This window comes from Corynebacterium sp. 13CS0277 (genome assembly GCF_002994655.1).
Taxonomy (GTDB): Bacteria; Actinomycetota; Actinomycetes; order Mycobacteriales; family Mycobacteriaceae; genus Corynebacterium.
The window spans coordinates 72,132-96,973 of record NZ_PPDL01000002.1; the positions used below are offsets into that span (position 1 = coordinate 72,132).

Here is a 24,842-nt window from a genome sequence, read left to right on the forward strand (position 1 = left end):
GATACTAAGTTGGAACTGGACGAACGAATTCGCTAATGCGGTTCCGACGGGCCTTACACACCCAATGAAGGGGATTGTTGATGGACAACGCATGTGAGCGTGATGGTGCGCTGGGGCCCCGATCCCGTGCAGCAAAGCCACCGTTGTACGCACGTATCAACGTTGTGGGGTTGGTGGGGCTCCTGGGCGTGGTCATCATGTTCACCAACTCACTCCCTCCCGAACTGCAGCTGCCGGCAGGCTGGTGGGGTGCACTGCCGATGGCAGATTCGTATGTGGTCAGCACCTACGGATTGTCGGCTGCAGGAGGCTTGGCAATCGCCGGGATCATGGCTCGTTGGACCTTTTGGCTTTCCGACGACGCTCATCCTAAGACACAAAAAATTGTTGGTGCGGTCGCATGGATTGCAGCCACCGCGCTCGCCGTTGCACAGGTTCGGTGGGCTGCCAGCTTCGGATTCGAGGAGTATCAGACCGAATACGCGGGAACCCACGAGTACTGGCTGCTCTATGGGGCGGCGAATTCGTCCTGTATCGGCATCGTGTGGGGAGTATGGGCACGGCAGCGTGTCATCCCGGCTTTACTCTCGTGCAGTCTTTCTGCCGTGATTGGGGGGCTTGCTGTTGCTGTACTGGGTGTGGACTCGCCAACTCCCCTGAGCGCGAGTGTCCCGCTGGTGTTCGGCATCGGCCCACTGCTTGTTCAGGTGTTCGTCCCATTGGTCATCGCGGGTGTTGTTTTTGCTGTGAGCCACGTTGCCCGGCGCGCACGTCACAGCCACGGTGTCGCATGGGGTGCCCTGGCGGTAGGGCTTGCGCTGTTGTTGGTTGCCGGGATGATCCGCCCGGGCGCCTTTCCGTTGGGACTGTGGCGTATTGAGAATTTCGCTGGCGCGCAGACGAATTTATCCGCTGTTTCCACTGCGCCCGTGTGGGCACCTGGGGAATGGCTGCAGGTGATCGCTGTTGGGTTGATGCTGGCAGGGCCAACGATTTCTCAAACAATTGCGACCACCGCAGCTGGTCTCGACTCACGTCATCGGCACGAGGGTCTGCGTCAATTTTTGGCCTAGGGCACACGAGCCCCCAGGGCCCCAGCCACGGCCCTCAGCGCAGTCTGCGCTGCCGCTTCTTCCGGTACTTCACCCGCAACGCCTGCGGATACGGCCGCGCCCCAGCAGGCGCACCACCTGCCGGCGCAGTCGGTGCGGACGCCACGGTGACGGGCACCTCGGTGGCACCGTCCTCCCCTGAGGCAGGTGTGTCGACAGGCGCAGGCTCCTCGGCGCCGGCGCCAGCGGCGACGTCGCCTTCAGCGTCCACTGTGTCGTCGGTGTCAGCATCGACATCGCGAGCACCATCAACCGTCTCGTCTTCGGTGTTGGCGTCACCGGTGGTCGGCGCGGCTGCGGTGGGCGTACCCGCGGCAGGCGTGCCCTCATCGTCGGTCGGTTCAGCGTCGTCGCGCTCGGGGTTGGAATCCTCACCCGGGAGGTCCGCTGCGGGGGCGTCCTGCACCACCCGGACCTGGCCTTCCACGCGCGCCCACTCCGGCAGCCGGCTCTTCTGCCACAGCTGCACCCCGGCAGCGATGGTCAGGCCAACGCTCAGCGTCGCCAACGCCTCACTGCCCAGCATGGTGATGGCGACGAGCGCATCGTTGTTCATGCTGGAGAAATCCAAAGAGCTGCGCCGAATCACCGCGGCCAGCACCCACAGCAACACTCCCGAGACCACTGCCTGCCACAGGGCTTTTCTTCCCGCCGACCACAGCCGCCACCCGGCGACGAACACCACGCCCGCCAACACCGGTGTGAGCAGCGGCCACGGCAGCATCACCACCACCCACAGGCCAGCCAGCGGGAAGGACAGCACCGACGCGAAGGCCGCCACCGCGGTCGGCACCTGGACACCATGGCGGAAAAAGGCCTTTGTCCACGGGGCATGCTGCTCCCCCGCGGGGTTCCACACCCGGTACTCCACCACCCCGGCACCCGGCACCACGGGTGGTGCCGCCACGGCATCATCCGCTATCTCATCGTCGTTCGCCTCTAGCGCATCCGCCCGCGTCGGCGGGGCGAGACGGTCCGACCAGAACAGGATGTGCAGGCCCATGAGCCCCAGGAAGAAGCATGCGGCGAACAGGCCATCCAACAGGATCGGCAGATAGAACGACGGGCCCACCGGGTCGCTCACAACGATCGCCTGCTGCAGCAGCAGCGGCAGCCCGCCCAACGCCGTGAGGACTGTCATGCTGCGGTACCCGCAGCGCCCACACAGCACCAGCGCACCGGTGGCCACCAGTGCGGACACCACCGGCGGAGTCATCCACACGAACCCCACCGCCGCGACAAAGGAACCGGCCAGCAACACCACGGAGAGCAACAGCACGCTCATGACCGCGGTGACCACCGGCGGCCAGCCGGCGCGCGCCACACTGTACTGGAGACGGGCCCGCGGGGGACGGGCCTGGACCTGGTAGCCCTGGGATTCCAGAATCTGCACCGTCGCCTCATCGAGCGGCTCGCCCGGCAGGCGCAGCCGCTGCTCGGAGGCCTCCGCGAAGGGGATATCGCGGACCAGCAGGCCCGCGCAGCTCGCAGCGGCGATCGCGAGCACCACCGGCCGCACGGGCAGCGCCGCCAGCAGGAGTGCCACGGCGAACTCGGTGCCGGAAGAGGACAACGCCTCCGGGGACAACGCGACATCTATGGGGCTGAACACCTGCCCCACCACAAGCTGCAGCACGACTGCGGCAATGACCGCCGCCAGCAACACCAGCATCTTCGTGGCCCGCGTGCGGCCCGCCAGCACCCCACCGGCGACCACGGCGGACATCAGGCCCACGCTCATCCCCGGGATCCCCATCACCGACAGGTCCCCGCCCGGGCCGAGCACCAACAGATACAGCGGAAACGCCAACACCACGGCGGCGATACACGCCGGTGTCGCAAGATACCGCCGCGCCCGCACGGTGGCCATCACCAGGCCTGAGGGGCGTGGCTCCTCGGTGGGGGTGTGGGGATTCTCCGCCGCGGCATCGGGGGTATCCGCGGTGTCCGAGGTATCCGAGGTATCCGCGATATCCGTGGAACCCGAGGTATCCGCGGCAGTATCGACGTCCGTGGGGTGCGCGGATTCGGCACAAGGATCCGCTGTATCAGAGGTGTGCATGAGGCCACCCTACCTTGCGGCGGAAAACGTCCCCGCGTGCGCACTACCCCCGCGCCGCGCCCGCGCGGGCACCACCTGCCGCGTGCCGCTGGGCATCAGCCTGGTACTGGGCATACGCCCGCGCCTCCCACACCCACTCCGGCACCCGGGACCGCTTCCACCACACAACCCCACCCGCCAGGAGCAGCGTCTGCGACACCGTCGCGCCGACGTACACCACGAGGTTGAGCACACCGAACACCCCACCCTCGGCGAACAACGCGTCGGTAAAGAACAACACCAGCTGCAGCGCGTACACCAGCACCCAGCTGATACCAGCCACCACCGTGGTGCGCACGACGACAGTGCGGGGCTGGGACCACAGCGCCCAGCCGGCGAGCAACACCGCCGGCGCCAAGACCAGCGGGTCGCCCAGCGGCAGCTGCAGCATCATGAGGAAAATGAACAGCAGCGACACCTGCACCAGGGAACTGAAGACCCCCACGAGGCCGACGGGCACCTGGGCGCCGCGGCGGAAGAAATCCTTCGACCACAGCGGCAGCTGCTGCGGGCGGGCGAACCACACCCGCACATCCCCGGTGAGCAGATCACTGGGGGTGCGTGCACCCGCAGCCTGCGGGGCGGAAGGCTGTGCGCCCAGTGCCGCGGGCGTGGTGCCGGCTGCTGCGGGGGATGCGTCCTGGGACTCCGCGCGGGTAGTGTCCCGGACGGCGTCCCGGGCCCGCAGGCGCGGCGTCCAGAACAACACGTGCAACCCCAGCAGGCCCACGTACAGCATCAGCATGAACACGCCATCGATGAGCCCCGGCAGGTAAATGATCGGCCCCACCGCCCCATCAGCGAAGACCACCAGCTGAATGAGCAGCGGCACCGCACCCAGCACCGCCAGCGTCGTCATCGTGCGATAGCCCAACCGCCCGCAGGCAAACAGCAGCCCGCAGGCCACCAGTGCCGCCAGCGGCGGGAAGGTGAAGAACATGGCGAAGACGCCAAGAAGTGGCGGCACCACCATCTGCGCGATGGAGAACAGCACCACCGCCACCATCCCGGAGATCACCGCCCCCTTATGCCAGGTGGTGCCCGGTGCCCGCAGCACCTGGCGGGCGGGCCGCACCCGCATCTCGTAGCCCTCTTCCTCCAACCGCGCCGCCACGGCGCGCTGGTCGGTGGCAGGCGGGTGCGCGGAAAGATCAGCTGGGGCGGCTGCGGGCGGGCGCCCGCACACGACGGCTGCCACCCCACCGAACACGCACCCGAGGAACACCGGCAGCAGCGGCCACAGCGTCGCCAACAGGCCCGCCAGCGCCGGGGAGATCGGGCCGGTATCCGGGGTCTCAAAGAGGTCGGTGTCGTACTCGGGCAGATCCGGGCCGACGACCTCCCACAAGCTTGCTTCCGTGTACAAGGCCCACTGCACCGCCACCGACAGCACCACTCCAGCACAGACGATGAGGAGCAACACCCAGCGGGGTAGCTTCCGCAGGACCCCAAACAGGGAACAGCCGGCCACACTGCCCGCGATCACGGGATACACCCATTCCATCGCCGTGCCAGAGTCGTGCACCTGCTCGTGGACAACCCCCATGCCGACCACGAGGAGCACGAAGACTGCCAGCGCCAGCCACAGGGCGCGCGAGGAGGACCCAGCGGGGGCCGGGGTGGGCGGCGCGGGTGCCGGGGTGCTGCCCTGCGGCGGGTGTGCGGGCGACAGACGATCGCTCATGGTGGGGCCTCCGATAGCAACCGGCCGGGAGCCATCCCCACACCGCGCGGTGCGGTGGAAGATGGGGCCGGTGGGGTGGGGGTGCGTCGATGAAGAAGCACTTCTGCTGAGAAAACCCCATTGTAGGCCGCACCCCTGCCCCACCACCCCCGGGGCGGCTACCCCGGGGCAGTGGGTGCGGGACCAGGGGCACCCACCGTGGCGGCTTAGCCGGAGAAGCTGAACACGCCGCTGACGGGCCCATCGTCGTCATCGTGGCGGGCCTTGCGGCGGGCGCGGCGCTCCGCGGCCTTGCGCTGCACATCGCTCGTGCCACCCCGGTTCGGGTCGTACTGCCCCAGCCGCGGCGCGGACGAGCGGGAGGAAAACCCGCCGGCCGTACTCGCCGCACTGGTGGGGGTCCGCGGCCCGGTCCGCGCACTCCGGGTGCTACTGGTGCGGCCGCCGCGGGTGGCCTCGGGCGGGGTGTCGGTGATCCGCGGGGCGGTGGCCTCGCGGGCGGCACCCGTCGTCACCTCCACGCCGGGAACGTCGAACATGGTCGACACGAAGTCGGCGCACCACTGGATGAGCTCCTCGTCGCGCAGCTGCGGGTCCGTGATCCGGCTGCCGGCCTTCGGCATCGGCATCTGGATGGCTTTCGCCGCCGCCCGATAAGCGGCACCCGGGTACATGCGCCGCAGGCGCACCTGCTTGGAATCCGGCAGGTCGACGGGGTGGATCTTCATCCGGCTGCCCTGCATGCCGATATCCGTCAGCCCCGCGGCGCGGCAGACGAGCCGCAGGCGGGCGACCGCCAGCAGGCGGTGCACTTCCCGCGGCAGGGCGCCGTAGCGGTCGGTGACTTCCTCCACGGTGCGGGCGATGTCGTCTTCGCTGGCGGCTTCCGCGAGCTTGCGGTACACCTCCAGGCGCAGGCGTTCACTGGCGATGAAATCGGTGGGGATGTGCGCGTCGACCGGCAGGTCGATGCGGATTTCCTTGCGGGTGGTGTCGCTGCCGTCGATGACTTCACCGTTGGCGAGCGCCCGGAACGCGTCCACTGCTTCTTTGATGAGCCGCATGTACAAGTCCATGCCCACACCGTTGATGTGGCCGGATTGTTCCGCGCCGAGGATGTTGCCGGCGCCGCGCATTTCCAAGTCTTTGCGGGCCACCGCAATACCGGCACCCAGCTCGTTGTTGCTGGCGATGGTGGCCAGCCGGTCGTAGGACGTCTCCGTCAGCGTCACGCCCTTCGGGTAGAGGAAGTAGGCGTAGCCGCGTTCCCGGGAGCGCCCCACTCGGCCGCGCAGCTGGTGCAGCTGCGACAGGCCCATGTGGTGGGCGTCTTCCACGATGAGCGTGTTGGCGTTAGCGATGTCCAGGCCGGTTTCCACGATGGTGGTGCACACGAGCACGTCGTAGTCGCGGTTCCAGAAGCCCTGCACGGTGGACTCCAGCTGCTCCTCGCTCATCTGCCCGTGGGCGATGACGATGCGGGCCTCCGGCACCAGCTCCCGGAGTTCCCGGGCGCGCTTGTCGATGCTCTTGACCTTGTTGTGGACGTAGAACACCTGCCCGTCGCGCAGCAATTCCCGGCGGATGGCGGCCGCGACCTGCTTATCCTCCTGGGCGCCGACGTAGGTGAGCACCGGCTGCCGTTCCTCCGGCGGGGTGAGAATCGTCGACATTTCCCGGATGCCCGTCATCGACATCTCCAGGGTGCGGGGAATCGGGGTCGCCGACATGGTGAGCACATCCACCGCCGCTTTCAGCGCCTTGATGTGTTCCTTGTGCTCCACGCCGAAGCGCTGCTCCTCATCGACGATGATGAGGCCCAAGTTCTTCCACTGGATGCCGGTCTGCAGCAACCGGTGCGTACCAATGACAATGTCGACGCTGCCGTCGGCCAGGCCCGCCAGCGTCTCCTTCGCCTCCCGGGCGCTGGTGAACCGTGACAGGCCCCGGATGGTGATGGGGAAACCGTCGGTGCGGGACTGGAAGGTCGCCAGGTGCTGCTGCGCGAGCAGCGTCGTCGGCACCAGCACCGCCACCTGCTTGCCGTCCTGGACGGCCTTGAATGCGGCGCGCACCGCCACTTCCGTCTTGCCGTAGCCCACATCGCCGACGATGACGCGGTCCATGGGGCGCGGGGCCTCCATGTCGGCCTTCACCGCCTCAATGGCGGTGAGCTGATCCTCCGTCTCCGTGTAGGGGAAGTTGTCCTCCATCTCCCGCTGCCACGGGGAATCCGGGGCAAAGGCGTGCCCCGGGGTCGTCGTCCGCTTCGCGTAGAGCTCCACCAACTCGGCGGCGATCTCCCGCACGGCGGCACGCGCCCGCTTCTTGGTGTTCTTCCAGTCGCTGCCGCCCATCTTCGACAGGCTCGGCGCATCGCCACCGGTGTAGCGGCTCAGCATGTCGAGGGCATCCATCGGCACGTAGAGCTGGTCGGCGGGCTGGCCGCGCTTACTCGGCGCGTACTCCAACACCACGTACTCGCGGCGGGAGGTCTCGTCACCGGCGTCGATGGTGCGTTCCGTCATCTTCACGAAACGCCCAATGCCGTGGGTTTCGTGCACCACAATGTCGCCCGGGTGCAGCGCCAAAGGATCCACCCGGTTGCGGCGGCGGGCGGGCTTCCGCTTCGCCCGGGAAATATCGCCCACCCGGTTGCCCGTGAGGTCGGTTTCGGTGATGACGACCAGCGGCAGGTCCTGGGTCTCCCCGTAGCGGGAGGGGTGCGGGAACACCAGGCCCGCGTGGCTGAGCGCCTGGTAGAGCGTCACCTCCCCGGGGGTGGGCTCCCAGCCGGAGGTGGCGACCTTGGTGGGGATGCCGTTTTCTTTAAACCGCTCCGCCATCCGCTTAACCACCGCGGCCGCGGGCGCGATGAAGGCTGCCCGCCCTCCGTCGCGGGTGTGGGCCTGCAGCATCGCCATCATGGCGGCGATTTCTTTCATGTCGCCGCGGGGCTGCGGTGCCGCCTCAAACTCGAGCGGCAGCGCATCATCCTCAGCCACCCCGTCGTCAAGCATGCCCGGCGCGCTCATCGTCCACACCGCGCCCCGCCGCGCGGCAGAAATCATGAGCGAGTCGAAGGAACGGAAGGACGCGGCATCCAGGTCGAGTCCTTCGGCCGCGATGGGGCCGGTGGCCCCCATGGCGGCGGCCTCCCAGCCGGCGGCGAGGAACTCCTCGTCGGTGGACTGCAGGTCCGCCACGCGGGTGCGCACCTTCATCGGGTCGAGCACCACCATGTGGGTGCCGCGCGGCAAAAGCTCCGGCAGCGCCACCAGCTCGCTGGTGACAAGTTCCGGCAGGAGGGCTTCCATGCCGTCGACGGCAATGCCGTCGGAAAGCTTGGTAAAGATTTCCGCCAGGGTGGGGTGGGAGGCGTAGCGCACCGCCAGCTCGAGGGCGCGTTCCCGGACCTCCTCGTCGAGGAGGATCGCCCGGGCGGGGAAAATCTCCACCCGCTGCACCCGCGCCGCGGTGCCTGCACAAGCAGCACCAGCACCGCCGGTGCGGGCGGAGGTGGCGACCGTCTCCACGTCCTCGGCGGCGAGGGTGCGCTGGTCGGCGACGCTGAAGGGGCGGATCTCAGAGACCTCATCGCCCCAGAACTCCACACGCACCGGCAGCTCCGCCGTCGTGGGGAAAATATCAATAATGCCGCCGCGCACCGCGAACTCGCCGCGGGCGGCCACCAGGTCCACCGCCTGGTAGCCGAAACGCACGAGCTCGCCGGCGAGCGCATCGAAGTCGTGCTCCTGCTCGACCTCCAGCACGATCGGGGTGCGGCCCGGATCCTGGGCCAGCACCGGCTGCGACACCCCGCGGGCGGTGGTCACCACCACCTGCAGATCCCCCGCGTGGGAGAGCACCTCCGCGCGGCGGCCAATCCTGTCCTTGCCCGGCGACAGGCGCTCGTGGGGCAGCGTCTCCCAGGCGGGGAACAACGCCACTTTGTGCTCGCCGAGGATTTCTCGCAGTTCGGCGGCAAGGTCTTCTGCCTCCCGGGAGGTGGCCGCCACCGCAAGCACCGGGGCGCGGCCCGCGAGGGTGGCCAGCGCCCAGGGGCGCACCTGCGGCAGGCTCGTGATGTGCAGCGGCTGGCCGACGTGGGAGAGCATGCCGGCGAACTTGCGGTCGCTTGCTGCGACCCGGGCCAGCCCGGAGAGCATGGGCACCCCGCCCGCCAGTGCGCCGGCGCTGCCTGCGGTTACACGTTGAGCTTTCGACACTTGTGTCTCGTCACACCCTTGGATTGTTGAGGCGATTGCGTAGATGAGGAAGATACAGAAAAAGACAGGAGAAGCGAGAAGAAGAGAGAAGAGATCGCTAAGAAAACGTCCGAGTACACACACCGGCGCACAGCAGCGCACCAGCTCCTTGTCGGCACAGCACACCGTGCGGTGCTGTCATGGTGCTGCACGAGGAATGTTCCCCGAGAATCAGCCGCCAGGCACACCCGCCGCCACAGAGAAGCATCTGCTGCCCGTGGACAGGCGCGGCCCGGGACTGTCGACCACCTCACGATACCCGGCGGCGACACCACCGCCGGCGGCCACCGCCCGGGGATGTCCACAGGTGGGGCCAGGCCGGGCCGGTTGTCCACAGGTGGCCGCTGCAGCAGGTGCGCCCGCGGTCCGCCTGGGGGTACTGGGCTCAAGCGCACCGCGACAGCCGATCGTGTGGGTGCCACCGAGGTTGGCGTGGTGCTATTCCTGCCGGCGACCCGGTTGCGTCTCGCCGAGCTCGGCCGCAGGACTGCCGGGTTCTGCTGCTGCGTCGGCGGCGGCAGCGCTGTCGCCCAGGGCGGCCGGGGCCACGCCCCCATCGCTGGGGTCCTCCAGCACCCGCAGACGCGGGTGCGGATCCATGCCGGCCAGGCCATTCCAACACAGGTTCACGATGTGGGCGGCGACCTGCTCCTTGTCGGGGCTGCGCACATCCAGCCACCACTGGGCCGTCATGCTCACCATGCCGACGAGCGCCTGCCCGTAGAGCACCGCCATCGCCGGGTCGAGGCCACGCTGCTCAAAGGCGCCAGCCAAGATGTGGGACACCTGGGCGACCGCGTCGTTGAGCAACGTCGAGTAGGAGCGCTCCCCACCGGGGGTGACGTCGCGGACCAGGATCTGGAAGCCGTCGGTGTGCTCCTCCACGTAGGTGAGCAGCGCCAGCACCGCCTGCTCAATGCGGCGGCGGGTGCGGCCCGCCTCCAGGGAGGAGGTGATCACCCCTTCGAGGCGCACCATTTCGCGGTCGACGACGACGGCGTAGAGGCCTTCCTTGCCGCCGAAGTGCTCGTAGATCACCGGCTTGCTCACCCCGGCGCGCGCCGCGATCTCTTCGACGCTGGTGCCTTCGAAGCCACGCTCAGCGAACGTCGACCTGCCGACCTCAATGAGTTGTTCCCGGCGCTGCTTACCGCTCATCCTTTGCCTGACCATGGCTTCAAGCTTAAGCCACCAGCATGCGCGCACCCCCACCGCACCCCGGGCGCCCCGCAGGCACCTGCCCGCAGGCACTGTGCTAGAGTTCTGTTCGCGGTTTTTCTGACCGTTTTTCCCTGTGGTGTAATTGGCAACACAACGGTTTTTGGTGCCGTCTTTCTAGGTTCGAGTCCTAGCAGGGAAGCCGACAAAACGAATCGCTCGGAGCACACCCGCCAGGTGCGGGGTACCCCGGGCGATTCTTTGTGCGTCTGCGCCCTGGAATGCCCCGCTTCCCTTTCTTCTCTTCCTTCCCTTCCCTTCTCGTCTTTCTCTGCTCCTCTCCCACTCCCTTACCGCCGCTCTCCCCCGCTCCTGTGTGTGGATCTGTCTCCCGGGGAGAACAGCGCACATCCGTGGGCTGACGCGGGCTGTGTGCGGCGTACGGGGGTGCGCGTGTGCGGGGTGTGCGGGGTGGGTGCGGTACCCGTGGGGCGCGCGGGCGGGGCGGTGGGTGTGGGCACAAAGCAAAAGGGTGTGGGAAAGTGGGAAGCACAAGTGTCATCCCGAGCTGACTCGATCGGAGATCCCCCATGAGTGACGTTGCCGTCATCATCCTGGCCGCCGGCCAGGGCACCCGCATGAAATCCACCCGGCCTAAGATGCTGCACCACGTGTGCGGCCGCAGCATGCTGGGCCACGCCCTGTTCGCCGCCGCCGGCGTCACCGACCGCAACGTTGTTGCCGTTGTCGGCCACGGCCGCGACCAGGTCATCCCCGCCATTGAGGCGGAAACCCCGAAGCTGAGCGCCGCCCACGGGCTGGAGCAGGTGCTCATCGCGGTGCAGGAGCAGCAGAACGGCACCGGCGATGCGGTGGCCTGCGGCCTGGCGGAGCTCGATGCTGCGGCCGGCGGCGCATTTGAGGGCACCGTGCTCGTGACGACCTCCGACGTGCCGATGCTCAACTCGGAGACTCTCACCAACCTCCTGCAGGAGCACACCACCTCGCCGAAGGCTTCCGTCACGGTGCTCACCGCGACGATTGAGTCCCCCACCGGCTACGGGCGCATTATCCGCACCGCCGACGGTGAGGTCACCGGCATCGTGGAGGAAAAGGACGCCACCGCGGAGCAGAAGCTCATCGACGAGATCAACTCCGGTGTGTACGCCTTCGATGCGGCACTGCTGCGGGACGCGGTGGGCCGCCTGGATACGAACAACGCCCAGGGCGAGTTCTACCTCACCGACGTCATCGGCATTGCCCGCGCAGAGGACAAGATTGTGCGCGCCCACCGCATCGACGACGCCGCGCTCATCGCCGGTGTGAACGATCGTGTGCAGCTCGCCGCGATTGCGAAGGAATTCAACCGCCGCCTCTGCGAGAAGGCGATGCGTGGTGGCGCGACCCTGGAGGACCCGGACAGCACCTTCATTGATGTCGATGTGGAGATCGGCCAGGACGTGCTCATCCACCCCGGTGTGCAGCTCAAGGGGGCGACGAGCATCGCCGATGGTGTGGAGATCGGCCCCGACACCACCCTCATCGACATGGAAGTCCACCGCGGGGCGTCCGTGGTGCGCACCCACGCCACGCTCTCCGTCATCGGTGAGGACGCCACCATCGGCCCCTTCACCTACCTGCGCCCCGGCACCGTCCTCGGCGCCCGCGGCAAGCTCGGCGGCTTCGTCGAGGCGAAGAACGCCACCATTGGCAATGGTTCTAAGGTGCCCCACCTCACCTACATTGGTGACGCCACCGTCGGCGAAGAGTCCAACATCGGCGCCTCGAGTGTGTTCGTCAACTACGACGGCGTGAACAAGCACCACACCACCATCGGCTCCCACGTCCGCACCGGCTCCGACACCATGTTCATCGCCCCCGTCACCGTCGGCGACGGCGCCTACTCCGGCGCCGGCACCGTCATCCGCGGCGATGTGCCCGCCGGCGCACTGGTCGTCTCCGGGGGCCCGCAGCGCATCATCGAAGGCTGGGTGGAGAACAAGCGCCCCGGCACCCCCGCCGCTGAGGCCGCGGCCCGCGCCCACGCCGCCGGCACCCCGATCGTCGAGCAGGACTAGCCACCAGTAAGCCGCACCACCCCAGGCGGCCGCCCGGGGTGGCCAGCCTTGCGCGGGTGCCCGCGCTCTCCCCCGGATGGGGTGGACGCCCTTGCGTGCCGCCCGCGCGCGGGGCGCGGTCGCGTCTGACATCCGCACTGTTCAGGTGGGCTTTCCGGCTGGGCACGCATAGCTGTGTGGCCACGCGTGGGGGCGCGCCAACAGTGGGGTGGTCCCCAGCGGTTACACTGGTAGCGGACGCGCGCACCACCGGGTGCGGCGTGTGCAGTTTTCTTCTCTCTTTTTCACTTTTCCTTCGCCACCCGGCACCACCAGCCCCACCCGATGCCCGTCGAGTGTCTGTGGTGCCACCGCAGCCTCGGGCGCGGGGCGGCGCAGCGAAAACACAACCACCGCCCCACCACTGAGCTTCTCCCCCGTGTCACCCACTGCGGCGCGCACCGTGTGCCCGGCACGACACCCCCGGGGAGGACACCACTGGTGGGCGTGGCGTGGGTTCGTTGTTGCCTTGTCGCAGCCTTATACCGGGGCCAACCCACATCAAGGAAGGGTCAGCAGGTACACCCACCGCTATGACTACTCACCAGATCGACAACAAGCGCAACCTGATGCTGTTCAGCGGGCGCGCCCACCCCGAACTTGCCGAGGCGATCGCCAAGGAACTGGACGTGGACGTCACCCCGATGACGGCCCGCGACTTCGCCAACGGCGAAATCTTCGTCCGCTACGAAGAGTCCGTGCGCGGCTGCGATGCCTTCGTGCTGCAGTCCCACCCGCAGCCGCTGAACAAGTGGATCATGGAGCAGCTCATCATGATTGATGCGCTCAAGCGTGGTTCCGCGAAGCGCATCACCGCGATCCTGCCGTTCTACCCCTACGCCCGCCAGGACAAGAAGCACCGCGGCCGCGAGCCGATCTCCGCCCGCCTCATCGCCGACCTGCTCCGCACCGCCGGCGCGGACCGGATCATCTCCGTCGACCTGCACACCGACCAGATCCAGGGCTTCTTCGACGGCCCGGTCGATCACATGCACGCCATGCCGATCCTGACCGACTACATCAAGGACAACTACAGCCTCGACAACATTGCTGTCGTCTCCCCCGATGCCGGTCGCGTGAAGGTCGCGGAGAAGTGGGCCAAGACCCTCGGCGACGCGCCGCTGGCGTTCGTGCACAAGACCCGCTCCGTCGACGTCGCCAACCAGGTCGTGGCCAACCGCGTCGTCGGTGACGTCGCCGGCAAGACCTGTGTGCTCCTCGACGACATGATTGACACCGGCGGCACCATCGCCGGCGCTGTTGGTGTCCTCCGCGAAGCGGGTGCCACCGACGTCATCATCGCCTGCACCCACGGCGTGTTCTCTGACCCCGCCCGGGAGCGCCTCTCCCAGTGCGGCGCGAAGGAAGTCATCACCACCGACACCCTCCCCCAGGACCACGAAGGCTGGGACAACCTCACCGTCCTGTCGATCGCCCCGCTGCTGGCGAAGACGATCAAGGAAGTCTTCGAAAACGGCTCCGTCACCCAGCTGTTTGAGGGCCAGGCCTAACGCCTGCACCAAGCCCGAGAACGCTGAGGCTTGAACGCCTCACCGCCCACGCAACGCGTCGGCAACAAAGAAGGGTCCCACCCCAACCCCATCACCGATGGCGGAAGGACACGGTGGGCCCCTTTTTTTCATCCCTCCCCAGCCCCACACACAAGGCTGCATGGTGCCGGGCCGACATCAGGCCGCAACACCACACCGATCAGGCCCCCTACGCCCAACCCGGCACGAAGGCTCACAGCATGCACAGACCAGGTGCCACGCCAGCCACTGCGCGGGCGCACGCCGGCAACACCCACCAGCAGTGGTCCCAGATGCCAGGGCAACTGGTATGAGACATCGGGCCGCGACTTCCCCGCAAACACAAGCCCACACCGCACTCAACACGGACCGCGACCGCAGAGCGATGGGGAAACATCCCCTTGCATCGGGGGAATCATTCTACTCATTAACACAGGTCAGGGCGATTTTTGTTCCCTTCATCACTTTTTGCCCCCTCCCCTGGCGCAGCCCCGGAAAAGCCCATAGGATGTCAACACCACCGCCGATAACCACCCGGCGACTGGTTATAACTACATATCGGACCACCACAGCCCCCAGGGCGCACAGTGCGCCCGAACTGGAAATCCCAAGGACGGTCACCCGATGTACCTCTTGCGTGCCTACGACTACTACAGAGAGCGCCGTGTCTACTCCACGGGAAGCCTCGAATCGTGCCGCGACGCCATCTGCTACGCCCACGCCCACCGCCAACCCGACGCGCCCCTGCCCATCGACTGGGCTGACCAGTGGCAGGCCGTCTTCCCTGACTCATTTCCCGACTCCCCCTTTGAGGTACGCCAGATTACCCCGGAACTTCTCAAAGGACTGGCCTGTGCAGTCTACGGCTGCGCTCCGGACGAGGTCACCCTCACCGATATCAACACGCTCGACGACATTGCGCGAGCCTGCCGCCCCGACCCAAAGGTCGGCCTCCCCATCATGCGGAAGATCGTCGACACCCACTTCGAGCGGGCGCAATCCCTCTACGGCCGCGTCGAGGACACCACCACGCTGCCCGACAGTCACTGTTCGTACACGATCGACGCCACCCTTGCGGCCGCCGATAACCCCAAGGAGCTCTTCCTCGAACAGGTCCGCGCAGCCGACGCAGTGGCCGACGACCTCCAAGTACAACTCGATGTCGCGAAGGACCAACTCCGCGATGCAGCCAAAAGTGCCTACGACAACGGCGTGAGCATCGACGACCTCGCCAAGGCAATCGGCGCCTCACCGGACTTCGCCCGCCGCTATCTGCGCATTGAGGATCAGGAAGCCGACGGGGTCCACCACGCCCTGAACCGCTTCTTCGGGCTTCATGAGTTTTAAGACACGCACCCTCGTGGTCCCGACAGACCGGCCGGGGCGGGCAGGCGACTGCCCGCCGAGGGAAGCAGCGTCTGGCGTGAGGCCAACTCGTCGCCCTCGCTGTGACTACACCACCGCCTTGCCCGCGCAGCGATTGCTTAACGCGATGCCCGCAGCGTAAGGCACTGACCCCTCAGCACCGCGAACACTCCAACACTGGCCGCATCGCCTCACCCGCGGTGAGCGCAGGCTGTGCGGCGCGAACGCCCTCTGCACCGCCCTGCCGCACGGCTGCCATCCGCGCCCACCTACTGCTACAACCCCCGAGCCCCTGTGCATGCACAGGGTCTCGGGCTTTTCCACGGCCCGGCGGCAACGTCAGAGCCTGGTTTAAGTGACAAGTATTGAGGGCTAGGGTGGTGTAACTCCAGCCCTGTTGATGGCACGTGTGCCGTAGCAGGCCGGGCAGCACACCGTGGTGCGGAACGTGGGGCAGTCGATCAGGGCCGCCCCGTTGATGACTGCGGGCGCGCCGGGGGGCGGTGGTGGATCTTGGATACCTACAACTGCCGGCGTCCTCAGGATGCGTTGGGGGGCGGTCGCCTGCGAAGTTTGAGCTGGCGTTTATCGCGTCGCTGGGGTCTTCCAGTGGCCGGGAGGAGGCGGTGATGGCTGCCACCTAGTTGGCGGGTCCCTGGTCAGGCTGGTTGTCCAGAACAGACCATGCCAAAATTTGACTCAGACCCCCTCGTTATAGCCGCGTAGTTGTTTTGCTTTCTATCTATTGTGTGCTGTGCGGGGTCTTCGTGCATGCGTGGACGCGCCCGGGGGTGGGCGGCCCGATGGGGCAGGGAACCGTTGTTCGAGGTGAGCTAGGCAACTCCAAAAACTACGGAAGAGCCGCGAAAGCCCGGTGCCGCCACAGAGGCGACACCGGGCTTTCTATCATCCGCAGACGGCAGCTTCAGCGACTGGCCCGGACGGAAAGACCAGGACTACCTGCGATCCTGCGGGGTAGCCCCAGCAATGAAGAGGAACATCGCCGCCCACAGGGCCAGGAGTGCGGTGGTCCAGCCCGTGATCCCGAGACCAGGGGTGGTGCTCATGGTCGCGAGCAACGGCCCACAGACTGCGACTGCGATGGCGTAGAAACCGTACTTGGTATAGGTGTGCATGGTGGACCTCCTTGGGAAGGTACTCGGGGGTGGATTGGGGGTGGACCACCCACAGGACAACGATGATGTTCGCGCTGTGAGTGGGGCGATTTCACCCAGTGCCCTGGGTTACTGAAATCGTTGGAGTGTCCCCAGCATATGTGTCGAGTGTGGGTTTGGCAAGGATTTCAGGGGAATTGATCTGGCGTGGCGCGGTCGATCGGCAGCTGCACCGCCACAGGGAGCAACGCCACGACCATGGCTGCTCCCTTAAGTAACCTGCCAACAAGCACGGAAAACGCGAGGACAAAGAGCATCCACCGGCGGCTGAGCTTCCGACAGTGGCAGGCCCGCAGCACCCCTCCCCCACGGGGAGAGGAACCACGGGAACACCACGCCACGGCCCTCTGGGGCCTTACTTATAGGGGCTGCCCGTATCCGGCCGGTTACCGAAATCCAGGTGCTGGTTTGTCCACGGGATCGGCTCCCCCAACAATGCCCGCAGGTTGTCTTCACGCTCCAAATCGTTGAAGGTCTGCGGCCCCTTCTTCTCATTGTCCTTAGCCCCACCACGGGCACCCGCACCGACAGGTGCACCCATCATCGGCGGATGCTTCGCCTGCGAACCCTGCCCCGTGGCATGCGGCTCACCACCACCCGGTGCCGGGGAGGGCGACGGCGTCGGCTGACCCAGATGCCCGCCCCGCGAGCCACCGGGGCGCTCCAGACCATTCCCCACACCACCATTGCCACCATTGCCGCCGCTGCCGAGGCCGCGAGAACCACGACCGGCACCCACGCCACCCGGAACGCCACCAGGCATACCGCCACGGCCAAGACCGCCATGCCCCACGCCAGGGGCACCGGCTCTACGCCCTGGGTTCAGCCCATCGGAGCCGCCCTGCCGGTGGCGCGGTACGCCACCCACGCCAGGAACCCCACCAGCCCTGGGGCCAGCGGCACCAACACCACCGACAACACCCGCGCCCACGCCGGGAGTACCAGCACCAGTACCTCCACCGGCTCCCTGGTCGTGACGCGGACCGGAAGGTGTCACGGGCCTCGTCACGTGCGGGGACGCGCCCACACGCGGGCTTGCTCCACCCAAGGAGCCCAAGCCGCCGATGCCGCCTACACCACCTGCGCCGCTGCCGCCGGCACCACCGGCCAGGCCAGGTGCGGGAGCATTACCGAGGGATCCCACCCCACCAGGGGTAGCGCCGCCACCCAGGCCACCAAATCCGGTGGCGGACTGCCCGGCGCCGATGCTCTTCAGGTCGTTGAGGTAGGCGTCGACGTTGGCGAAGCTGGCACCCGCAGCACCCGCACCACCACTGAGGCCTTGCATGCTCGGCAGGCCACCGCCGCCGCTGGTGAGGTTGCCGGAGCCGTTGATCTTCGGGGTGTCCCAGTTCGGGGTGCGCCCGTTGCCGGTGATGCGGTTCTCCAGCGCACGGCCGCGATCCTTGCCGGAGGCACCGCCGGGGCTGACTTTGCCGACGCCCATGAGGTTGTTGATGTTGGGCACCCCGTTGGTCAGTTCCCCGTCGAAGTAGGACAAGAAATCGGAGAGCAGGGCCTTCTCGAGGGCGCGGGCTTCGATGGGGTCTTCAACGGCGGCCACCTCGGCGAGGTGGGCGTCGACTTCACGCTGTCCTGCGGCGTGGATGCTGATGAGATTCTCCGCGTAGTAGGCCATGACTTTGGCGTTATCAGCGAAGGCGTCGCTGGCGTCGGCCAGCTCTCGGATCGCGTTGGTGGCGGCGACAATGACGTCGCCGCCGTAGTCGTCGGCGATGTAGTTCTTGATCGAGTGCAGGTCATCGGCGAGCGAACGGGCCGTCGTTTCCAGCGAACGCCACGTATCAGCCAACACCCCGAAGCTGCCGCTGTTAGTGGCAGCGAACGCCGAAGACAGCCCTTCGAGGGAGCTGCCGCCAGCCGAGGGCGTCGGGAAAGAGAAGTCGTCGAAGACGGGATCGGGCCTGGTGGGGAACTCGATGAGGTCGGCGATCTTGCTGATCGTGCCGTTGAGGATGTCGTCCAGGCCGGTGGCGAAACCAGCGTCGGCGAGCGCGAAGTTCTTGCTGGTGGCACCGAGGTTGCGGTGCATCCAATCCACCTGATCCGCGTAGGTGCGAAGAACCTCAACCGCTGAGCCAAGGTCTCCGTTCAAAACACGAACGTGGGACCTCACGAGTTCACCGAATCCGGGGACCGGCGAATCGAAAGAATTTCCCCAGGTCATTCGGTCGGGGATCCGAAACAGTCCGAGGGCCTTGCCCACGGCATCACCCGCGTTGTTTTCCGCAGTCTGGAGTCGGTCGAGGTCGATCTCGAATCCGTCCATGAGTTACTCCTTCGAGTGTCAGAGAATGGGTTGAACAGGGCTCGCCCAACTGGGGCGAACCGGGCACTCCGCCTCCCCGCTGGCTGCGGGGTCACAGCAGAGCGCTGCAGTTGCTCTAGATACGACCGAGGCGCAAAGTGGTGCCCCCAATTTTTCTGCGACTACCCCCGAGCAGCGACATGAGGACCGTTTCCCCACGTCAGAATGGAAAGTCGCAACAGTGGACCGCTACCCCCGTGGCTCATTTTTCAGTGGAATGTCATCCCCGTAGATCTTCCGCAGGAACACCTCGTCCTGATACAGCTTTTCCAAGGTTTGCCGAGCAAGCTGACAATGCTCCTGAACGCGGCCTTCACGCACGCCCCCGTAGTGGGTAACCGCGATGCGGCCCCGCGGAGAGTCGATCGCGATTTGGCAGTTGTCTTCCTGCTCTCCCAGAGCGTCGTAGTCGAGGTAATACGCCCCAGGCAACCAGGTATCTTCTGCATCCCCAAACAAATTTTGGGGCAGCACGGTGGTGATGTCTTCGCGGCTGTAGCCCTCCGCCAAAATCTCAGTTTCCTCGCCGAGCCGCCCGGAGAGATCGAAGTGGGAACAGCTCCAGGAGGTTTGGCGCACACTGTGCATCTGCAAGGGAAGGTACATCCGGATCTTGTAACCAAGCTTCTCGTAGTGCTCGACCATGTCGTCGGTACAGAGGTTCACCACCTGGAAGTCTTCATCAAACCTGTTGAAGCCTTGCGGCAGACGCCCGTAGTCGACTTGCTCGTGGAAAGGAACATCCGGATCGGGCTCGTGTCCGGCCTCAGGCTTTGCTTCCCCCTCGGCTTCGACAGCAGGAGCCGAGTCGGCAGCCCGGGCACTGCCCCCGCCTGAGGCGGCATCGCCGCCGCCCTCAGGGTTAAGCGCGCAGCCCCCGCAGAGCCCACCGACCATCATCACTAGTGCCGCCACCCCGGGGTGCCAGTGCCTGGGGAGAATACGAGCGCTCATGCCGTCCCTCCGCCTTTCAGCGGAATGTCATCCCCGTAAATCTTCCGCAGGAACACCTCGTCCTGATACAGCTTTTCCAGGGTTTGCCGAGCAAGCTGACAATGCTCCTGAACGCGGCCCTCACGCCGAGCCCCGTAGTGGGTAACCGCGATGCGACCCCGCGGGGAGTCGATCGCGATCTGACAATTGTTCTGATTCCTTCCCGTTGCGTCGTAGTCAAGGTAATACGCCCCGGGCAACCAGGTATCTTCCGCGTCCCCAAAGAAGTTTTGGGGGAGGACGGTGGCGATTTCTTCGCGGTTGATGCCCTCGGCCAAGACTTCGGTTTCATCCCGGGGTCGTGTACCGGAATCCGGGCGGGAGCAGCTCCAGGATGTTTGGTCGAAGGTCAGCATCGCGAGTGGAGCGAACAGGGTGGGCTCCATGCCGATCTCGGCGTAGTGCTTCACCATCTCCTCGTCGCACACATTGACAAGCTCAAAGCCCTCATCGAACCTGCTGAAGCCATGAGGCAGACGCTCGTAGTCGACCTGCTCATGGAAGGGGATGTCCGGGCGGAGGCCCTGCGACGCAGCGCCGCGGTTGCTCTCCTCGGGAGGGGACGCAGGGTTGTCGTCTCTCTCCGGGGCGTCAGCCTGTGCGTGCCCGGCGGCGTGGTGCGCGGGAGGCGGTGGTGCCGCGCAGCCCGCTACTCCCCCGAGGGCCACAGCAGCGAGTGCTGTGGCGGCCACCGCGTGGCCGTATGTGGTCATGGGTGGGTTCCCCCTTCTTCTGTCGTCCTTTGTCGTCGTCGTGGTGGTCGTGGTCGTGGTGTGGTGGCCCCCGGGGAGGTCACCGTTGTGGGGGTGTGCAGTCCCCACATCTGCCTCAGATGCCGCCACAGCGGCTGGTGCCGGTGCACGTGCCAGTGGTGTCTCCCCGCGACTGCCCCAACAGGCGCCGGTGTGGCTGGCGGTGTGCGTGTGCGTTGCATACGGGTGATGCGCCCGAGCCCCGAGTGTGGTTGTCTCCTGCCACCTGAGGTGGCGGAGTGCGACACAGCCTAAAGGCCGTGTGGGTGTGTTGTCTAGGGTTTTCTGCTGACAATGAGGTGTTTCACCCCCGTTGGAGGGTAATTCCAGATTCTTCCGCCACGCCTACGCCCTGAGATTCCTGCCGCTTGAGGTGCCGCAGCGGCACTCCCAGTGGCATTCCACCGGGTGCGACACTCCGTCGGGCATGCGAAGACCTGCGACTAGGCGACGCAGGCCTCGAACGGGATGGCAGCGCAGAGGACAGCGCCTGCGCACAGGACAGCAATTGTCATACTCACCTTCCACACCCCAAGCACTGTGGCATCCTCCCGCCGAGCGGTTACCCCTGGCCGGGGAGATTTCTCCCACACTCCCCCACCCGCCCTGCGGGCGGCCGCACGACCCCGCAGGGCGCACCTGCAGCCCCGGCACTGCCGGTGCCGCACACGACCTCACACACGTCTATGAACTGGGCGAATAGCCATGACAGCTCGCGCGTGCCACGTCGGGCACCCACCGCCCCAGCGGGGCGGGACGCACATCCTCCACGACGCGGTAGCGGGAGTGCAGTCCTGCTCACACCGGGCTCTGCGCCACCCCCACACGGCATTCACGGGCTGCGGCGATAGGGGCACAAACCTAGAGTGGAAACAGCCCGCGCACACTGCGGCCCCTCACCACCACTCATCGGCCAGCCATAGCTTTCTTTTCTCCCCTCCCGCGCGTGCCCGTGGCAGGGGCGCAGAATGCACCTGCTGCCGGCCGGTGGGCTCGAGGCACACGCGCCCCACCCGGGCGCGCCCAGGGCACGCCGCTTACGGCGCACCGCCCACGGCGCACCGCCTGCGGCACCGCGCCCGCAGGGCAGCCCCGGGGCACTCCACATGGGACGCCCTGCACCTGGGTGCCAGCCGGACGGGATGACCATGGTGGTGAGTGTCGCGTGTGCGCCGCCCGGCTGCCAGTCGCACTGAGTGCTTCCCTGATGCAAGGAGAAAACCCTCGCCATGAACTCGTCTACCCACACCACGACCCGCTCTGCTGGGGTGCGCCGCCGCTCCCTCGCGCTGGCGCTCGCCGTCACCACCGCCACCGGCATGGTGGCGGGCTCCGGCACCGCCCACGCCGGTTTCTCCGCCGTCACCACCGGCAGCGGGACAAACATGAGCTGTGTCGTCAAGGGCGATAGCGCCTACGACTCTGCCCGCACGAACTGGCAGAAGGCCGTGACGAACGCCCACCGGGAACTCGTCGTCGCGATCGCGAACGACGCCCCGGAAGGCTCCTCCGCCTACCGGGAGCTCCACCCCTACCGCCAGGCTGCCGACGCGGGCACCCTCTCTCCGCAAGACAAGCAGAAGGTCGCTGCCCTGGAGCAGCAGCTCATCAACGACCTGGTCAGCGTCGGCTACACCCGGGAAGAGGCGTTGATGCTCACCACCGGCGACACCGGTGTGAACAACAAGCTGTACGACCGGCAGGTGGAATTCACCAAGAAGATCTCCGCCGCCACCAAGGCACGCAACTGGCGCGACAGCGCGCCGACGCTGGCGGCAGCCCAGGACGAGTTTGCCCACTTCCTCGCCCACCCCTACAGCGACATCTACTCCATCACGAGCGCAAAGGCCCGCGCCCACGTCGATGCTGCGGAGCGCAGCATCGCCGCCGCGGCCGCCGACTACGCCCGCGAAGGCTCCTACGCCGCCCGCGCGGAAGCCATGATCAAGTGCCAGGATCTCACCGATGCGGCCAGCGGCCGTACCAGCACCCGGCCGACGGTGACGTCCACCCACCACCTCAACCCGACGACGGCGGCCCCGAAGCCCACCGCCGCCCCGGAGCCGACGAAGGCCCCCACCACCAAGCCCACCCCGACCGCGAAGCCGACGCAGCCCACGCCCACGCAGGCGAAGCCCACCGCCACCCAGGCAAAGCCGACCCAGGTGAAGCCCACGGAGAAGCCGGCACAGCCGAAGCCCACTGCTACCCAGGCCAAGCCCACCCAGGCGAAGCCCACGGAGCAGCCGGCACAGCCGAAGCCGAGCGCTACGCAGGCGAAGCCCACCCAGGCAAAGCCGACGGCGACCCAGGCAAAGCCCACCGAGGCCAAGCCGAGCCAGGTGAAGCCGACCCAGGCTAAGCCCACCGCAACGCAGGCCAAGCCGAGCACCACCCCGGCCAAGCCCAGCGAGACGAAGACCTCCGAGATGCAGACCTCCGAGAAGCCCACCACCCCGCCGAGCAACGGCTCGCAGGGCGGCGTCATCGCTGTCATCCTCGCACTGCTCGCAGGCCTGGGCGCACTGGGTGCGTTCCTCGCCCAGAGCGGCCTGGTGATCCTGCCGCTGTAATCCAGCACCCCCTGCGCTGACGCGCACAGCACAGCCCACGACCTCCCCTTACGCGGGGATGGTCGTGGGCTGCACGTGATTTCCCGACAACCCTGACCGCTTGCGCACCTACACATCGATTTGTCCCTGATGGCCAACAAGGTGACTGCCCAGTAGCGTGTCGCGCAGGTCCGGTAAACGCAGTCCACACCCCCAGCGGAGCTAGAAATTGCTCAAATTTGACACGCTGCCAACCGCCCTCAATAACGACTACCCGCACGCATGTTGACAACGGCCTCCGAAGAAATGATTATTGTCACCATGAGCGCAAAGATAACCCACAGTCATGCGGTATTCGAAAAGTCATCGATGCCGGCTACTGCTATCACTGGATCCGAATTCGGGCATCTTGAGGAAGCCACCCTCCAGGCAGCAAAATGGATCCTTAAAAATTTTCCTAGTGAGGAACGGCTTCTCCTCGTCGCCGACGCCAGCGTCAGAGAGGAGCGCTTCTACAAGGATCTAGCACGCGAAGCAGGGTTCAAGGTCAACACCTTTCTCAAAAATCCCCCATCTTCCTTCCACGGCGCCGTACTGGCAGTACATGTCAACGGCAACGACATCTTCAACATCCCTCACCGTGGAGCGACAGCTGTGGCCGTCACACCATGGGGAGTCGAGAAGGATCCCGAGGATGGCCACCCCATCAACACATCAGGACTACAGCCCTGGGCCGTGGGAACGAGCGCCACAGTGATCGGTGGCCAACCGATCGATTGGCGGAATTCCTACGTCGTTGGCAACAAGGGTGCGCCGCAAGTCCTCACCCCGCTTCCGGCCGAAGCCGTAGAGCGCCTTGATCGCCTCTCCATGACGATTAACCTGGCGAATCCATTCAGCAGCTACTACGAAAAACGAGACATTGTCGGCACCCTAATGGGGATCCGAGATTACTATGGATCAATCGATCCCCTCGCCCTGGAGGCTTGGTCGTGGTCCCAAGACTGGCCCAATCGACGCAGGCAAGAGTTCAAGGAGCTCGCGCAGGCGGTAAAGGACTATAAGAAGCTGCAGGCGAACAGAAAGCCAATCAAGCCGATTCCGTTCAACCCACACAACCCCAAGGACTGAGGAGATGAAGGCCATCCCGGTGCCGTGATACCAGCAGTCGCCTCCTCCCCTCTCCGTTCAGAGCACAGCCTCCCCCTTCCACTGCAGATCCCCAAAAACAGGCGACGTAGCCTTCGGCGGGAAGAAGAATTTCTCCGACACCGGAGCACGCAACGGCGCCAGAGGCAAGCCCGCCACCGATGCCGACATCTTCAACGCTGTGCTGAACACATACGGGGTATCCGTGGAACGTTCTTCTACGTCTGTGACGAGGGTTTACGGGAACATCTCAGGCAATTTTTCCCTTCAGCACAGGCGGCCGGCCTCGTCGGAACCCACAAACAGTCAGGGTCCGAAGACGATGTCCCCAGCAAGCTCGAGAGCAACGTGGACTACGCGTCGCCGCAGGGCGACATCGCCTTCGGCTCAGGAGTTGAAGCGTTGCCCTCCAAGCGCTAACCCGTTCCTCAAACCGGGCGCCTCGTCCACTCCGACCCCGGGTCGGAGTTCAGCACCGGTTAAGGCTTCCCTCCGGTAAGATTCTTTCCTAACGTTCCTTCGCCGAGCAAGCACGGCATTCCTTCAGTTGATGTGTCC

13 protein-coding genes, 1 tRNA gene and 1 pseudogene are annotated in these 24,842 nt (G+C 66.3%); 7 read left to right on the forward strand and 8 right to left on the reverse strand.

Going from position 1 to position 24,842, the window contains the following annotated elements; genetic code table 11:
• Nucleotides 1-143 precede the first annotated feature (143 nt).
• Nucleotides 144-1,073 (forward strand): hypothetical protein, encoded by a 930-nt coding sequence (locus C1Y63_RS01050; RefSeq protein ID WP_146128818.1) that lies wholly within the window; start codon nucleotides 144-146, stop codon nucleotides 1,071-1,073.
• A 34-nt stretch (nucleotides 1,074-1,107) separates the two neighbouring features.
• Here C1Y63_RS01050 and C1Y63_RS12625 read toward each other — a convergent pair whose 3' ends face one another.
• From C1Y63_RS12625 to C1Y63_RS01070, 4 genes and pseudogenes are all read right to left on the reverse strand, one after another.
• Nucleotides 1,108-3,174: a hypothetical protein gene (locus C1Y63_RS12625; protein WP_158256050.1), complete on the reverse strand. Its 2,067-nt coding sequence runs from the start codon at nucleotides 3,172-3,174 to the stop codon at nucleotides 1,108-1,110.
• Between the two features lie 43 nt (nucleotides 3,175-3,217).
• Nucleotides 3,218-4,897 (reverse strand): hypothetical protein, encoded by a 1,680-nt coding sequence (locus C1Y63_RS01060; protein ID WP_106014615.1) that lies wholly within the window; start codon nucleotides 4,895-4,897, stop codon nucleotides 3,218-3,220.
• Nucleotides 4,898-5,406: 509 nt separating this feature from the next.
• Nucleotides 5,407-9,066, reverse strand: a pseudogene (mfd, locus tag C1Y63_RS01065) (transcription-repair coupling factor); the annotation flags it as partial.
• Nucleotides 9,067-9,603: 537 nt separating this feature from the next.
• Nucleotides 9,604-10,338 (reverse strand): TetR/AcrR family transcriptional regulator, encoded by a 735-nt coding sequence (locus C1Y63_RS01070; RefSeq protein WP_106014617.1) that lies wholly within the window; start codon nucleotides 10,336-10,338, stop codon nucleotides 9,604-9,606.
• Nucleotides 10,339-10,453: 115 nt separating this feature from the next.
• On the opposite strand from C1Y63_RS01070, the gene C1Y63_RS01075 reads away from it, so the two are divergent.
• The 4 genes from C1Y63_RS01075 (at nucleotide 10,454) to C1Y63_RS01090 (ending at nucleotide 15,316) form a co-directional block, all read left to right on the forward strand.
• Nucleotides 10,454-10,525, forward strand: a tRNA-Gln gene (locus C1Y63_RS01075).
• Nucleotides 10,526-10,913: 388 nt separating this feature from the next.
• On the forward strand, nucleotides 10,914-12,401 hold the full coding sequence (gene glmU / locus C1Y63_RS01080; RefSeq protein WP_106014618.1) for a bifunctional UDP-N-acetylglucosamine diphosphorylase/glucosamine-1-phosphate N-acetyltransferase GlmU: 1,488 nt from the start codon (nucleotides 10,914-10,916) through the stop codon (nucleotides 12,399-12,401).
• Nucleotides 12,402-12,973: 572 nt separating this feature from the next.
• Complete coding sequence (locus C1Y63_RS01085) at nucleotides 12,974-13,951, forward strand: ribose-phosphate diphosphokinase (RefSeq protein ID WP_106014619.1); 978 nt, start codon at nucleotides 12,974-12,976, stop codon at nucleotides 13,949-13,951.
• A 642-nt stretch (nucleotides 13,952-14,593) separates the two neighbouring features.
• Nucleotides 14,594-15,316 carry a hypothetical protein gene (locus C1Y63_RS01090; RefSeq protein WP_106014620.1) on the forward strand — a complete coding sequence of 241 codons (723 nt, stop codon included), beginning with the start codon at nucleotides 14,594-14,596 and terminating at the stop codon, nucleotides 15,314-15,316.
• A gap of 974 nt (nucleotides 15,317-16,290) precedes the next feature.
• On the opposite strand, the gene C1Y63_RS01095 is transcribed toward C1Y63_RS01090, so the two are convergent.
• From C1Y63_RS01095 to C1Y63_RS01110, 4 genes are all read right to left on the reverse strand, one after another.
• Entirely contained in the window at nucleotides 16,291-16,470 is a 180-nt protein-coding gene (locus tag C1Y63_RS01095; protein WP_106014621.1) for a hypothetical protein, read from the reverse strand.
• Between the two features lie 394 nt (nucleotides 16,471-16,864).
• Nucleotides 16,865-18,799, reverse strand: a complete 1,935-nt coding sequence (locus C1Y63_RS01100) for a hypothetical protein (RefSeq protein WP_106014622.1) — start codon at nucleotides 18,797-18,799, stop codon at nucleotides 16,865-16,867.
• Nucleotides 18,800-19,027: 228 nt separating this feature from the next.
• Nucleotides 19,028-19,792 (reverse strand): hypothetical protein, encoded by a 765-nt coding sequence (locus C1Y63_RS01105; RefSeq protein ID WP_106014623.1) that lies wholly within the window; start codon nucleotides 19,790-19,792, stop codon nucleotides 19,028-19,030.
• On the reverse strand, nucleotides 19,789-20,544 hold the full coding sequence (locus C1Y63_RS01110; protein ID WP_106014624.1) for a hypothetical protein: 756 nt from the start codon (nucleotides 20,542-20,544) through the stop codon (nucleotides 19,789-19,791). The genes C1Y63_RS01105 and C1Y63_RS01110 overlap by 4 nt, the downstream gene beginning before the upstream one ends.
• Before the next feature lie 1,268 nt (nucleotides 20,545-21,812).
• Here C1Y63_RS01110 and C1Y63_RS12630 point away from each other — a divergent pair.
• Together C1Y63_RS12630 and C1Y63_RS01120 are read left to right on the forward strand one after the other, a co-directional pair.
• Nucleotides 21,813-23,156 carry a hypothetical protein gene (locus C1Y63_RS12630; RefSeq protein ID WP_106014625.1) on the forward strand — a complete coding sequence of 448 codons (1,344 nt, stop codon included), beginning with the start codon at nucleotides 21,813-21,815 and terminating at the stop codon, nucleotides 23,154-23,156.
• Nucleotides 23,157-23,441: 285 nt separating this feature from the next.
• Nucleotides 23,442-24,266, forward strand: a complete 825-nt coding sequence (locus C1Y63_RS01120; protein ID WP_146128819.1) for a hypothetical protein — start codon at nucleotides 23,442-23,444, stop codon at nucleotides 24,264-24,266.
• Nucleotides 24,267-24,842: the final 576 nt, after the last annotated feature.